This is a genomic window from Nocardioides sp. FY1077, from assembly GCF_058681775.1.
The window spans coordinates 155,304-167,863 of sequence record NZ_JBZWDB010000001.1 but is presented as its reverse complement, the minus strand read 5'-3'; the positions used below and the strand labels follow the sequence as shown (position 1 = coordinate 167,863).

Annotated in this window: 15 protein-coding genes; 9 read left to right on the top strand and 6 right to left on the bottom strand. The window is 74.3% G+C overall.

Going from position 1 to position 12,560, the window contains the following annotated elements; all coding sequences use genetic code 11:
- The first annotated feature begins 56 nt into the window (after positions 1–56).
- A complete protein-coding gene (locus AC4OR8_RS00850) occupies positions 57–362 on the top strand; it encodes a WhiB family transcriptional regulator (protein WP_492163677.1) in 306 nt (101 codons plus the stop codon).
- A gap of 41 nt (positions 363–403) precedes the next feature.
- Here AC4OR8_RS00850 and bagB read toward each other — a convergent pair whose 3' ends face one another.
- Positions 404–1,591, bottom strand: coding sequence for an ATPase BagB (bagB, locus tag AC4OR8_RS00845; RefSeq protein ID WP_492163676.1), 1,188 nt, complete (start codon positions 1,589–1,591; stop codon positions 404–406).
- 49 nt (positions 1,592–1,640) lie between these two features.
- Positions 1,641–2,606: an ATPase BagA gene (bagA, locus tag AC4OR8_RS00840; RefSeq protein ID WP_492164455.1), complete on the bottom strand. Its 966-nt coding sequence runs from the start codon at positions 2,604–2,606 to the stop codon at positions 1,641–1,643.
- 147 nt (positions 2,607–2,753) lie between these two features.
- On the opposite strand from bagA, the gene AC4OR8_RS00835 reads away from it, so the two are divergent.
- The 5 genes from AC4OR8_RS00835 to AC4OR8_RS00815 are packed head-to-tail and all read left to right on the top strand — an operon-like array spanning position 2,754 to position 6,446.
- Positions 2,754–4,061, top strand: coding sequence for an Nramp family divalent metal transporter (locus tag AC4OR8_RS00835; RefSeq protein ID WP_492163675.1), 1,308 nt, complete (start codon positions 2,754–2,756; stop codon positions 4,059–4,061).
- Between the two features lie 45 nt (positions 4,062–4,106).
- The gene (gene sp36, locus AC4OR8_RS00830; protein ID WP_492163674.1) at positions 4,107–4,259 is read left to right on the top strand and encodes a Sp36 family protein; all 153 of its coding nucleotides are present in this window, start codon (positions 4,107–4,109) and stop codon (positions 4,257–4,259) included.
- Positions 4,256–4,717 carry a RidA family protein gene (locus tag AC4OR8_RS00825; protein ID WP_492163673.1) on the top strand — a complete coding sequence of 154 codons (462 nt, stop codon included), beginning with the start codon at positions 4,256–4,258 and terminating at the stop codon, positions 4,715–4,717. Before sp36 ends, AC4OR8_RS00825 begins: the two co-directional genes overlap by 4 nt.
- On the top strand, positions 4,717–5,628 hold the full coding sequence (locus tag AC4OR8_RS00820) for an NUDIX hydrolase (protein ID WP_492163672.1): 912 nt from the start codon (positions 4,717–4,719) through the stop codon (positions 5,626–5,628). Before AC4OR8_RS00825 ends, AC4OR8_RS00820 begins: the two co-directional genes overlap by 1 nt.
- Complete coding sequence (locus tag AC4OR8_RS00815) at positions 5,625–6,446, top strand: MBL fold metallo-hydrolase (RefSeq protein ID WP_492163671.1); 822 nt, start codon at positions 5,625–5,627, stop codon at positions 6,444–6,446. The genes AC4OR8_RS00820 and AC4OR8_RS00815 overlap by 4 nt, the downstream gene beginning before the upstream one ends.
- On the opposite strand, the gene AC4OR8_RS00810 is transcribed toward AC4OR8_RS00815, so the two are convergent.
- The 3 genes from AC4OR8_RS00810 to AC4OR8_RS00800 form a co-directional block, all read right to left on the bottom strand.
- Positions 6,425–7,771, bottom strand: a complete 1,347-nt coding sequence (locus AC4OR8_RS00810) for a WD40 repeat domain-containing protein (protein ID WP_492163670.1) — start codon at positions 7,769–7,771, stop codon at positions 6,425–6,427. The genes AC4OR8_RS00815 and AC4OR8_RS00810 overlap by 22 nt on opposite strands.
- Entirely contained in the window at positions 7,768–8,271 is a 504-nt protein-coding gene (locus AC4OR8_RS00805) for a SigE family RNA polymerase sigma factor (RefSeq protein ID WP_492163669.1), read from the bottom strand. The genes AC4OR8_RS00810 and AC4OR8_RS00805 overlap by 4 nt, the downstream gene beginning before the upstream one ends.
- A gap of 80 nt (positions 8,272–8,351) precedes the next feature.
- Positions 8,352–9,029 carry a Crp/Fnr family transcriptional regulator gene (locus AC4OR8_RS00800; protein WP_492163668.1) on the bottom strand — a complete coding sequence of 226 codons (678 nt, stop codon included), beginning with the start codon at positions 9,027–9,029 and terminating at the stop codon, positions 8,352–8,354.
- Positions 9,030–9,223: 194 nt separating this feature from the next.
- Between AC4OR8_RS00800 and nth the strand changes: the two genes are divergently transcribed.
- The 3 genes from nth to AC4OR8_RS00785 are packed head-to-tail and all read left to right on the top strand — an operon-like array spanning position 9,224 to position 11,865.
- Positions 9,224–9,928: an endonuclease III gene (nth, locus tag AC4OR8_RS00795; RefSeq protein WP_492163667.1), complete on the top strand. Its 705-nt coding sequence runs from the start codon at positions 9,224–9,226 to the stop codon at positions 9,926–9,928.
- Positions 9,925–10,671, top strand: coding sequence for an NUDIX hydrolase (locus AC4OR8_RS00790; RefSeq protein WP_492163666.1), 747 nt, complete (start codon positions 9,925–9,927; stop codon positions 10,669–10,671). Before nth ends, AC4OR8_RS00790 begins: the two co-directional genes overlap by 4 nt.
- Before the next feature lie 3 nt (positions 10,672–10,674).
- Positions 10,675–11,865: a MarP family serine protease gene (locus tag AC4OR8_RS00785; RefSeq protein WP_492163665.1), complete on the top strand. Its 1,191-nt coding sequence runs from the start codon at positions 10,675–10,677 to the stop codon at positions 11,863–11,865.
- 282 nt (positions 11,866–12,147) lie between these two features.
- On the opposite strand, the gene AC4OR8_RS00780 is transcribed toward AC4OR8_RS00785, so the two are convergent.
- Positions 12,148–12,552: a phage holin family protein gene (locus AC4OR8_RS00780; protein WP_492163664.1), complete on the bottom strand. Its 405-nt coding sequence runs from the start codon at positions 12,550–12,552 to the stop codon at positions 12,148–12,150.
- Between the last annotated feature and the right edge of the window lie 8 nt (positions 12,553–12,560).

Below are 12,560 nucleotides of genomic sequence, written 5' to 3'. Positions count from 1 at the left end.
AGGATCGCGACGTCATGGGGACTCGCACCTCCTCTCGCCGATGTGGGGACATCACAATGTGGGTTGAAGACTGGACGCCGCGGGCCGCGTGCCGCGCTGCGCAACCGGACCAGCTGTTCGTCCGTGGGGCCGAGCAGAACAAGGCCAAGCAGCTGTGCGCCGGGTGCCCCGTGCGCACCGAGTGCCTGGCCGAGGCGTTGGACAACCAGATCGAGTGGGGCGTGTGGGGCGGCATGACCGAGCGCGAGCGCCGGGCGCTGCTGCGCCGGCGTCCCGACGCCTCGTGGCGCGCCGTGCTCGAGGCGGCCCGCACGCAGCACACGCCGGCGGCTCCCGCCGTGCGCGCCGACGTCACCGTCTGAGCCGGCCCCGCGCCTGACGGGCGCGCGGACGGTGCGCTGCGTCAGCCCTCTGCCAGCAGGTCGCCGACCCGGCGCAGACCGGTGAGGTCGTGCACGTCGCCGGCCAGGGCCGGGATGACCGCGGTGGCCACCCCCGGGTGGGCCGCGGCGAAGCGCGCGCGCAGCCCGGCCTCCCGCTCCACGAGCCGTGCCTGGTCGGCGTGCAGCCGCAGCAGGCCCGCGGTGAGCCCGCCGGTGCCCGTGCCGTCGTCGTCCGCGCGCAGCCGGGCGGCGCCGGCCAGCGCCTCCTCGGCCGACAGGGTGCCGGCGGGCGGCGGGCTGGCGCGGTTGACCACGAGCCCCGCCAGCGGCATCCGGTCGCCGCTGAGGCGCTCCACGAAGTAGGCGGCCTCCCGCAGGGCGTCGGGCTCGGGTGCGGCCACCACCAGGAACGCCGTGCCCTCGGCCTGCAGCAGGGCGTAGGTCCGCTGCGCGCGCTGGCGGAACCCGCCGAAGACGGTGTCGAGGGCGGCCACGAACGTCTGCAGGTCGCGCAACACCTGTGCACCGAGGATGCGGGTGAGGGCGTTGGTGATCAGGCCGACGCCGGCCGTCATCAGCCGCGCCGGGCCGCGGGCGGGGGCGAGCATGAGCCGGATGAACCGGCCGTCGAGGAAGCTCGAGAGCCGCTCGGGGGCGTCGAGGAAGTCCAGCGCCGAGCGGGACGGCGGGGTGTCGACCACGATCAGGTCGTAGGTGCCCCTGGCCTGGGCGTCGGCGTGGATCTGGCCCAGCTTCTCCATCGCCATGTACTCCTGCGTGCCGGCGAAGGAGCTGGACAGGGCGATGTAGAAGGGGTTCTCCAGGATCTGGCGTGCCTTCTCCGGCGTGGCCTGGCTCTCCACCACCTCGTCGAAGGTGCGCTTCATGTCCAGCATCATCGCGTCGAGGTGGCCGCCGGCCTCCCCGCCGACGCCGGTGACCGGGCGCGGGGTGTTGTCGAGCTCCTCGATGCCCATCGACTGCGCCAGCCGTCGGGCGGGGTCGATGGTCAGCACGACGACCTTGCGCCCGCGCTCGGCGGCGCGCAGCGCCAGCGCGGCCGACGTCGTGGTCTTGCCAACGCCGCCGGAGCCGCAGCACACGATGATGCCGGTGGCGCGGTCGTCGAGCAGCGCGTCGACGTCGAGGTGGGGTGCGGCGCCGGCGCGTCCGGCCAGCGGGCCCACGCGGGGGCGGGAGCGGGTCACCGGTGGCGCTCCAGCAGCGGGTGGGGCAGCGGGTGCAGCGGGTGGCGGCTCATGCGAGGCCCTGTTCCTTCAGTGCGGCGGCCAGCTCGTAGAGCCCGCCGAGGTCGACGCCGCCCGGCAGGCGCGGCAGCTCGTACGACGGCACGCCGAGGCCGGCGACCACCGCGCGCTGGCTGTCCTCCAGCGCACGCCGTTCGGCGTGGTCGCGGGCGACGCCGGTGAGCCCGTCGAGCAGCTCCTCGCTCGCGGGCAGCCCGGCGGCGGCGAGGTCGGCACCCAGGGCGGTGCGGTCGAGGGTCCCGGCGTGGGCCGCGGCGAGGTCGTCGGCGTCCAGGTCGTCGGGGCGCACCCGGTTGACCACGACACCACCCACGGGCAGCCCGTCGCCGCGCAGCTCGGCGATGCCGTCGGCGGTCTCCTGCACCGGCATCTCCTCGAGCACCGTCACCAGGTGCACCGCGGTGCGCGGGGAGCGGAACAGCGTCATCATCGTGTCGGACTGGGTCTTGATCGGACCCACCTTGGCCAGGCCGGCCAGCTCGTCGCTGACGTTGAGGAACTGCGAGATGCGCCCCGTGGGCGGCGCGTCGAGCACGACCGCGTCGTACGTCGTGGCGCCGCGGTTGCGCGCGTTGCGGTCGACCGCCTCGTAGACCTTGCCGGTGAGCAGCACGTCGCGCACGCCCGGGGCGATCGTGGTGGCGAACTCGACCACGCCGAACCGGTCGAGCGCGCGCCCGGCCCGACCCAGCTTGTAGTACATCGCCAGGTACTCCAGCAGCGCCGACTCGGGGTCGATGTGGAGCGCGTGCACGGTGCCGGCGCCGTCGTCGCCGCTCAGGCCGGTGGCGATCGGCGTCTCCTCGTAGGGCAGCGGGTCGACGTCGAACATGCGGGCGATGCCCTGGCGGCCCTCCACCTCGCAGAGCAGCACGTTCCTGCCGTGGGAGGCCAGGGCCAGGGCCAGGGCCGCGGCCACGGTCGACTTGCCGGTGCCGCCCTTGCCGGTCACCACGTGCAGCCTGACCCCGGGCCGGTCCGGCCGCCGTTGCGCATCCACGGGGCAGAGCCTAGGGCCCGGCCCCAGCCGCGCGGGCGGGGTCCGGGCGGCCGCCCCGCCGGCGGTCCATGATGGTGCGATGACTCGTCTCGGGACCGTCCAGTGAGCCACCCGCCCGACACCGCCCCCGACGCCGCCGACCAGCGGCCCCCGCGGTGGCGCGTCGTCGGGCCCGGCCTCGTCGTCGCCGCCACCGGTGTCGGCGCGGCCGACCTCGTGGCGACCCTGGTGGCCGGGGCCAAGTTCGGGTACACGCTGCTGTGGGTGGCCGTGCTCGGCGCGGTGATCAAGGTGGTGCTCGTCGAGGGCGCCGGGCGCTACTCCCTGGCCACCGGGCGCACGATCTTCGAGGGCTGGCGCAGCCTGGGCCGCTGGACCACGTGGTACTTCGCGCCGTACATCGTGGTGTGGGGCCTGGTCTACGGCGCCACCGCGATGTCGTCGTCGGCGCTGCCGCTGGTCGCGCTGTTCCCCGGCCTGTCGCTGCGCTGGACCGCGGTGGTGATCGGGGTGGTCGGCCTGGTGCTGGTGTGGTTCGGCTCGTACGCCGCGTTCGAGAAGGTGATGACCGCCCTGGTCGGGGTCATGTTCGTCACCGTCATCGGCGCGGCGGTGCTCACCACGCCCCACCTCGGCGAGATCGCGCGGGGGCTGCGACCGGCCTTCCCCGACGACTCGGTCGTCAACGTGCTGGCGATCGCCGGCGGGGTCGGCGGCACCATCACGCTCGCGGCGTACGGGTACTGGCTGCGCGAGAAGGGGTGGAGCACCCCGACCTTCATGCGCGTGATGCGCATCGACAACGGCGTGGCCTACGCCGTCACCGGCGTGTTCGTGGTCTCGATGCTCGTGGTCGGCGCCGAGCTGTACTACTCCGCCGGCATCGCGGCGCAGACCGGCGACCAGGCGCTGGTGCAGCTCTCCGACGTCCTCGACGACCGGTACGGCGACGTCTTCGGCAAGCTGTTCCTGGTCGGGTTCTTCGCCTCGTCGTTCTCGTCGCTGATCGGGGTGTGGAGCGGGGTCAGCCTGATGTTCGCCGACTTCGTCGGCAACCTGCGCGACCTGCCGACCGGCCATCCCGACACCCGCACCGGCGGCAGGTTCTTCCGCGCCTACCTGCTGTGGCTGACCTTCCCGCCGATGCTGCTGCTCCTGCTCGACGAGCCGGTCGGGCTGATCCTGGCCTACGGCGTGCTCGGCGCGTTCTTCATGCCGTTCCTCGCCGTCACGCTGCTGGTGCTGCTGAACCGGCGCCGCTCCGGGGCGCTGGCGCACACCGAGGTGCCGCAGCAGTGGCGCAACCGGTGGCTCTCGAACACCCTGATGGCGCTGTGCGCGGTGCTGTTCGCCGCGCTCGCCCTCAACGAGCTGCGCCGGGTGCTGGAGCCGTACCTGCCCTTCCTCTGAGCGGGGCCTGTGAGCGGGGCTGCGGTCCTGAGTAGGGTGCGGGCCATGACCAAGTGGGAGTACCAGGTGGCGCCGATTCCGCTCCACAACGAAGCGCTCATGCTCAACAACTTCGGCCAGGACGGCTGGGAGCTGGTGACCATCCAGACCAACGCCCAGGGCGGGCTGGTCGCGTTCCTCAAGCGGCCGGCGCGGTGACCTCGCCCGAGGAGCGCCTGGCCGCGATGGGCCTGGCCGTGCCGGAGGTGGCGGCCCCGGTGGCGGTCTACGTCCCGGTCGTGCGCACCGGCGACCTGGTGCTGACCTCGGGCCAGCTGCCGATGCGGGCGGGCGAGCTGATGGCCACCGGCAAGGTCGGGGCCGAGGTCACCGTCGAGGAGGCGTACGCCTGCGCCCAGCAGTGCGCCCTCAACGCGATCGCCGCGGTGCGCTCCGAGATCGGCGACCTGTCCCGCGTCGTGCGGGTGGTGAAGGTCGTGGCGTTCGTGGCGTCCACACCGGACTTCACCGGTCAGCCGCAGGTCGCCAACGGCGCCTCCGAGCTGCTCGGCGAGGTGTTCGGCGACGCCGGCGTGCACGCCCGCTCGGCGGTCGGCGTACCGGTGCTGCCGCTGGACGCGCCCGTCGAGGTCGAGATCATGGTGGAAGTGGCCTGATGCGCATCCCGCTGCCGCCCGTCCCCCTGCCCGAGGAGGTCGCGGCGGTGGCGCTGGAGCACGCCGCGGGCGAGCGCGAGGCCGTGGTGCCGCGCGACGCGGCGACCGTGGTGCTGATGCGGCCCGGCCCCAGCGGGCCCGAGGTCTACCTGCTGCTGCGCCAGGCCTCGATGGCCTTCGCCAGCGGCATGGCGGTCTTCCCCGGCGGTGGCGTCGACCCGCGCGACTTCGACGCGGGCGTCGGGTGGGCCGGGCCGAGCCCGGCGCAGTGGGCCGAGCGGCTCGGCTGCGACGAGGAGAAGGCGCGGGCCCTGGTCTGCGCGGCGGTGCGCGAGACGTTCGAGGAGTCGGGCGTGCTGCTCGCGGGGGAGTCGGGCGACGACGTCGTGGCCGACACCACGGGCGACGACTGGGAGGCCGACCGGGCGGCGCTGGAGTCGCGCGAGCTCGCCCTCACCGACCTGCTGACCCGCCGCGGGCTGGTGCTGCGCACCGACCTGCTGGGGGTGTGGGACGCCTGGCTCACCCCGGTCTTCGAGCCGCGGCGCTACCGCACCTGGTTCTTCGCCGCTGCCCTGCCCGAGGGCCAGCGCACCCGCGACGTCTCCACCGAGTCGTCGTCGGTCACCTGGCTGCCCGCACGGGTCGCCGCCGACCGGGCCGACGCCGGCGAGCTGGCGATGATGCCGCCGACGTACCTCACCGTGATGGAGGTCGGCGCCCACGACACCCCCGCGGCGGTGCTCGAGGTGGCGGAGTCGCGGTCGGTGGAGATGTTCACCCCCACCGTCGAGCCGCTCGGCGACGGCTGGACGCTGTCGCTGCCCGAGCGGATGCGCCCGGTGGTCGCCGCCCGCGTCGCTGCCCGCGCTGCCGGTGCTGCTGCCGGTCCTGCTGCCGGCTCCGCGTGAGCGTGAGCGCGAGCGGCTGGGCGGGGGGCGCGTACGGCGAGCGCGGCCGCTGCGTGCTGGCGCCCAACGCCGACGTGATGACGCTCGACGGCACCAACACCTGGGTGCTGCGGGAGCCGGGCGCGCGGCGCAGCGTGGTGGTCGACCCCGGCCCGGCGATCGCGGCCCACCTCGACGCGGTGGCGCAGGTCGCCGGCGAGGTCGGCGTGGTGCTGCTGACCCACCACCACCACGACCACGCGGAGGCGGCCCGGGAGTTCGCCGAGCGGGTGGGCTGCGGCGTGCGCGCCCTCGACCCCGCCCTGCGGCTCGGCTCCGAGGGCCTCGCCGACGGCGACGTGGTGGACGTCGACGGCCTCGAGGTGCGGGTGGTCGCCACCCCCGGCCACACCGCCGACTCGCTGTCGTTCTGGCTGCCGGCCGAGGCGGCGGTGCTCACCGGCGACACCGTGCTGGGCCGCGGCACCACCGTGGTCGCCCACCCCGACGGCGAGCTCGGCGCCTACCTCGGCTCCCTCGACCGCCTCCACGCGCTGGCCGCCGAGCACGGTGTCGGCGCCGTCTGGCCCGGCCACGGCCCCGTCGTCGACGACGCGCTGGCGGTCATCGAGCACTACCGCCGCCACCGCCGCTCACGCCTGGAGCAGGTCGCGGCAGCGCTCGACTCGCTGTCTGCCGACGACCCCGACCTGCCGGCCGGTGACGGCCTCGCCCGCCGCGTCGTCGAGGTCGTGTACGCCGACGTCGACCCCGTGCTCTGGGGCGCCGCCGAGCTGTCGGTGCGGGCGCAGCTGGCCTACCTGGCCGCTCGCCGGTAGCGCCGGAACGCGAGGCCTGCGAGCGCAAGCAGGACTCCCGCCGCCGCGGTCGTTGCGAGCCACTGCCCGGGGGACCACGGCCATCCTGGCTCGGACCGTTGGACCGTCGGCCGCTGGACAGTCATCAGGTCGGTGGCGACGGACACGGTTCCCGGCACGTCGGGCTCGACTGAGGCCACGGTGCGCTCGTCGCCGTCAATCGGGTCGACCAGCAGGAGAGCCCCGTCGGCGTCGTCGAGCGGCCGGGTGCGCACGAGCACCCGGCCGTCCACCGCGCCCAGGACGTCGGTGCTACCGCCGCCGACCGCCGACAGGTCACCGACCGTCTCCCGCACCAGGGTGCGTCCGTCGGGCCGCACGATCGACGTGCTCAACGCTTCGGTGGAGCCAACCGCCAGCGTGCCGCCGGGCAGCGCGGCTGCCCTGCTGGGGAGCGGGGTCACCTGCGCGCGGGTCGACGTGACTGCGTCGCCGTCCCAACGGCGGAGGCGGTCGTCGGTCAGCCACGCCACCAGCCCGTCCTCGTTGACGGTCACCGAGTGGTCGCCGTGATCCACGGCCACCGTCTCGGCGCGGTCGGATCCCGGAGCCACCCGACCGACCACGAGCGAGTGCGTGCTGAAGGAGGCGGCCGTCCACGACGAGGCCACGCTGCCGGTGAACGCCAGCCAGCGCCCGTCGGCGGACCAGCTCAGCCCGGTCACGGCCGTGCCCTCCCGGGCGGCCAGCGGCACCTCGCCCACGTCGCCCGAGACGAGGTCGACGATCCGGATCCCGCTCGGGATCGGCGCGGTCGCAGCGTCCGGACCGATGACGCTGTAGGAGTAGGCGAGTCGACGACCGTCGGGTGACAAGGCGATCGCCGGCGGCGCCAGCCCGTGCAGCAGGACGGGCTGTTCCGCGGTCGGGTCGGGCAGGTCGAGCAGGTGGTACGCCCCGTCGGAGGCCCCCACCACCACGGGCAGCCCGGTGTCCGTCAGGTAGGCCGCGGCCGCGCGCCCCGTGGCCAGGTCGTCGGTCACCGCGTCCTCGGTCCAGCCTCCCTCGTCCGCCTGACCGGTCAACCAGTCGGGCACGCCGTACAGGTGGTCGGGAACGCCGAGCGCGCTGCTGTCGGCGACGGGCGGTTCCTGGCGCGTGGGCGACCCGGCTAGCCCGATGAGGCCGACGACCAGCGCCACGACCGTCGCGGTCGCGGCCACCATGGCCAGGCGGCCGCGGCGGTGGGCGCGCCGTCCGCGCGCCCAGGTGTCGCGGGGCACGTCGACGAGCGGAGCACCCTCGGCCACCCGGTGCAGGGCGGTGCGCAGGTCGGGGCCGCTCACGACGGCCCACCCACGAGGTCGGCCAGCTCGGGGGCCAGGGTGCGCAGCCGCGCCAGCGCCTGGCGGCCGATCGACTTGACGGTGCCGGCGCGGATGCCGAGGACGTCGGCGGTCTGCGTCTCGGTGAGGTCCTCGTAGTAGCGCAGGACGAGCACGGTGCGCTGGCGGGTGATCAGCAGGGCCAATGCCTGCTCGAGGCTGAGCCGCAGGTCGGGGTCAGCGGCGGGTGCGGCGGCGTCGTACCCGTCGAGGGCGTGCTCGCGCACGTGACGGCGGCTGCGCCACCACGTCACGTTCTGCGTGTAGAGGATGCGTCGGACGTAGGGCTCGGGATCGCCCTCGATGCGGTGCCAGGCCCGGGCGGCCCGCAGCAGCGCTACCTGCACGAGGTCCTCCGCGTGGTGGGCGTCCCCGGTCAGCAGGAACGCGGTGCGCGAGAGGGCAGACGTGCGTGCCACGACGAAGCCGTGGAAGTCGTCCTCGGGTGTGCTGCTCGGCATCCTGACCCCCTCTCACCACCTACGACGCACGCAGGGGGCACCCCGGGGGTCAGGGTGCTCGGGTTTTTTTGGAGGGGGTCTCAGCGGGCCCGTCGGGAGAGGCGCTCGACGTCCATGATGACGACCGAGCGGGGCTCGAGGCGCAGCCAGCCGCGCGAGGCGAAGTCGGCCAGGGCCTTGTTGACGGTCTCGCGGGAGGCGCCGACCAGCTGGGCGAGCTCCTCCTGGGTGAGGTCGTGGTGCACGTGCACGCCGTCGTCGGCGGTGCGGCCGAAGCGGTCGGCGAGGTCGAGCAGCGCCTTGGCGACGCGACCGGGGACGTCGGAGAAGACGAGGTCGGCCACCACGTCGTTGGCCTTGCGCAGCCGGCCGGCGAGCTGGGTGAGCAGGCCGCGGGCGACGACGGGGCGGCCCTCGAGCCAGCGCAGCAGGTCCTCGTGGGAGAGCGAGGCGTAGACGACGTCGGTGACCGCGGTGACGGTGGCCGAGCGGGGGCCGGGGTCGAAGAGCGAGAGCTCGCCGAACATCTGGCCCGGGCCGAGCACGGCCAGCAGGTTCTCGCGGCCGTCGGCGGAGGTGCGGCCGAGCTTCACCTTGCCGTCGATCACGATGTAGAGCTTGTCGCCGGTGTCACCCTCGTGGAACAGCACCTCAGCGCGACGCATCCGACCCTCGGTCATGGAGGCGCGCAGCGCCGAGGCGGCCTCGTCGTCGAGGGCGCTGAAGAGCGGGGCCTGACGAAGTACGTCGTTGTCCACGGAACCTCCACGATCTGTGCCCGCACGTGCGCAGAGCGACGCGTGGATCCTATCCGTGGGATACCTCACAGGGACAGCCAGCCCCCGGCGCGGCGCCGAGCGTCCTGGGCCGGCCGTCGGCCGCAGCGCCGCGCGGTCGGCCACGGGTCCGGCCGTGCGGTCGGGACGTCGGCGCGGTCTCGTACGCTGACCCGGTGCCCGTCGCCGAGACCCCCACCGCGCTGGTGCGGCGTGCCCGCCGTACCGACCGCGTGCTGGCCACCACCTACCCCGACGCCGGCTGCGAGCTCGACTTCGCGAACCCCTTCGAGCTGCTGGTGGTCACGGTGCTCTCGGCGCAGACCACCGACCGGCGGGTCAACGCGGTGCGACCGACGCTGTTCGCGGCCTACCCCGACGCGGCCGCGATGGCGCAGGCCGACCGCGCCGCCCTCGAGGCGATCGTCGGGCCGCTCGGCTTCTTCCGCGCCAAGACCGAGTCCCTGCTCAAGCTGAGCGCGGCGCTCGTGGAGCGTCACGGCGGGCAGGTGCCGCCGCGCCTGGTCGACCTCGTCGAGCTGCCGGGCGTGGGCCGCAAGACCGCCAACGTCGTGCTCGGCAACGCCTTCGACGTCCCCGGCATCACCGTGGACACCCACTTCGGGCGGCTCGCGCGGCGGCTCGGCTGGACCTCGGAGACCGACCCGGTGAAGGTCGAGCACGCCGTGGGGGCGCTCTTCCCCCGCCGCGACTGGACCATGCTCAGCCACCACCTCATCTGGCACGGTCGGCGCTGCTGCCACGCCAAGAAGCCGGCCTGCGGCGCCTGCCCCGTGGCCCGCTGGTGCCCGGCGTACGGCGAGGGGCCCACCGACCCGGAGGCGGCCCGCGCGTTGCTGAAGACCCAGGGCCCGGCGTGATCCCGGACTGGCTGGAGCCGGTGCGCGAGAGCGCTGCGGCGATCCGGGTCGAGCAGCTGACCCAGTTCGCGCCGCCCGCCGACGGCAGCGCCCGCGCCGGCGCGGTGCTGATGCTGTGGGGGGAGGGCCCCCGCGGCGCCGAGCTGCTGCTCACCGAGCGCGCCCACGACATGCGCTCCCACCCCGGCCAGGTCTCCTTCCCCGGCGGGTCGCTCGACCCCGGCGAGGGCGTCGAGGAGGCCGCGCTGCGCGAGGCGGAGGAAGAGGTGGGGCTCGACCCGGCGTCGGTCGAGCTGTTCGGCCGGCTGCCGGAGCTCTGGCTGCCGCCGAGCAACTTCGCGGTGACGCCGGTGCTGGGCTGGTGCCCCGACGCCGAGGTGCACATCGCCAGCCGCGCCGAGGTGCACGCCATCCACCGCGTGCCGGTCGAGGAGCTGCTCGACCCCGCCCACCGGGTGATGGTCACCCACCCCAGCGGCTTCACCAGCCCGGGCTTCCTGATCGGCCCCGACAACGACGTGGTGCTGTGGGGCTTCACCGGCGGCATCATCAGCCGCTTCTTCGACCACCTCGGCTGGACCCGCCCCTGGGACGAGACGCGCGTGCAGCACCTGCCGCCGTACATGCTCACCGCCGACCCGCGACCGCGGCGTGGCCGGCTGCTCGACCTCGAGGACGACGATCTGGGCACGACCGACGGGGCGGGCACCGCTGCCGCCCCTGCGAGCCTCGAGGACATCTGAACGATGAACCTCCTCGACTGGCTGCTGGTCGTCCTCGTGCTGGCCTACGCCCTCTCCGGCTACTGGCAGGGCTTCATCACCGGCGCGTTCGCCACCGGCGGGCTCCTGCTCGGCGGGCTGCTCGGGGTGTGGCTGGCACCGGTGGCGCTCGGCGACGCGGCGCCCTCGCTGCTGGTGTCGCTGGGCGCGCTCTTCATCGTCATCCTGGCGGCCTCCCTGGGCCAGGCCACCCTGCAGTACGCCGGCGCCCGGTTGCGCTCGCGGCTCACCTGGCAGCCGGCGCGGGCGGTCGACGCCGTCGGCGGGGCGGCGCTCAGCGCGGCGGCGGTGCTGCTGGTGGCGTGGGCGCTCGGGGTCGCGGTCTCCGGCTCGCGCATCGACGGGGTGACCCCGCTGGTGCGCAGCTCGACGGTGCTGAGCAAGGTCGACACCGTGCTGCCCCGCGCGGCCGGCGGGGTGCTGCAGGCGTTCAACGACGTCGTCGGCACCAGCTTCTTCCCGCGCTACCTCGAGCCGTTCGCCCCCGAGCGCATCGTGGAGGTGGCCCCCGGCGACCAGCGGATGCTGGGCCGGCCGGCGGTCGACGCGGCCGCCCAGAGCGTGCTGAAGGTGCGCGCCACCAACTCCTGCGGACGCGGGGTGGAGGGCAGCGGCTTCGTCTACGCCACCGACCTGCCCGACGGCCGCGACCGGCTGCTGACCAACGCCCACGTGGTGGCCGGGGTGAGCGAGCCCGAGGTCGTCGTCGGCGACACCACCGTGGCGGGCGAGGTCGTGCACTACGACCCCGACGTCGACCTGGCCGTGATCGCCTTCGACGGCGACCGCCCGGCCCTCGACGTCGCCCCCGGCGCCGCAGAGCGCGACCCCGTGGCGATCCTGGGCTACCCCCAGGACGGCCCGTACGACGAGCAGGCCGGCCGGGTGCGCTCCGAGCAGCGGCTGCGCTCACCCGACATCTACGGCCAGGGCACGGTCATCCGCGAGGTCTACTCCCTGCGCGGACTGGTGCGCCCGGGCAACTCCGGCGGCCCGATCGTCGCTCGCGACGGTGACGTGGTGGGCGTGGTGTTCGCCGCGTCGGTCACCGACGACGACACCGGCTACGCCCTCACCGCCGCGCAGGCCGGTGACAGCATCGACCGCGGCCGCGCCGCGACCGAGCCGGTCGACACCGGCGCCTGCGCCGGCTGAGCCCGCCCGGAGCCGTCAACGCGGGCAACCGTCACGCCCTCGCTACTGCGATGCGGGGCTCACGGGACTCGCGGGTTTCACCAGCCGGCTGGCGAAACCCGCACCTGTCGGCCGTCGCGCGGGCCGACAGGTGCGGGTCTGGGCCGACCGGTCGGGTCGTACGGCGGCATGGGCTCGACTGGGTGGCGGAAACCGCCACTGGGTGGCCGAAATTTCAGCCACCCAGAGGCAGTTTCCCCGGCCGGCCGGGGAAACTGCCGACCCGACCCACGCACCCTCAGGTCAGGCGCGACCCTTGAGCGCCTTGGGGATCTCCTTGCCCTGGGCGATGGCCTTCTCGGGGGCCTTGACCTGCTTGACCTTCTTCAGGCCGATGAAGCCGAGCAGGCCGGCGAGGAGGAGGTAGGCGCCGAAGACGATGAGGAAGGCCCAGTGCAGGCCGAGGCCGTCGCCGTTCCAGTTGATGAAGTAGGCGATCGACACCGAGAGCATGATGACGGCCAGCAGGGCGAGGAAGCCCGCGGCGGCGAACAGGCCGATGCCGACCCCGCCGGCCTTGACGCTGACCTTCAGCTCCGACTTCGTCAGCTCGATCTCCTTGGAGATCAGCGTCGAGATGTCACGACTGGCGTCGGCGACCAGCTTCCCGATGGTGGGATCGGTGTCCTTGACCGGCTCGATGGCCATGTGGGTGC

Coding starts and splice junctions, on each gene's coding strand:
- AC4OR8_RS00850 (WP_492163677.1), top strand. CDS start 57: ATGTGGGTTGAAGACTGGACGCCGCGGGCCGCGTGCCGCGCTGCGCAA.
- sp36 (WP_492163674.1), top strand. CDS start 4,107: ATGACCAAGTGGGAGTACCAGGTGGCGCCGATTCCGCTCCACAACGAA.
- AC4OR8_RS00820 (WP_492163672.1), top strand. CDS start 4,717: ATGCGCATCCCGCTGCCGCCCGTCCCCCTGCCCGAGGAGGTCGCGGCG.
- AC4OR8_RS00805 (WP_492163669.1), bottom strand. CDS start 8,271: ATGCCGAGCAGCACACCCGAGGACGACTTCCACGGCTTCGTCGTGGCA.
- AC4OR8_RS00785 (WP_492163665.1), top strand. CDS start 10,675: ATGAACCTCCTCGACTGGCTGCTGGTCGTCCTCGTGCTGGCCTACGCC.
- AC4OR8_RS00780 (WP_492163664.1), bottom strand. CDS start 12,552: ATGGCCATCGAGCCGGTCAAGGACACCGATCCCACCATCGGGAAGCTG.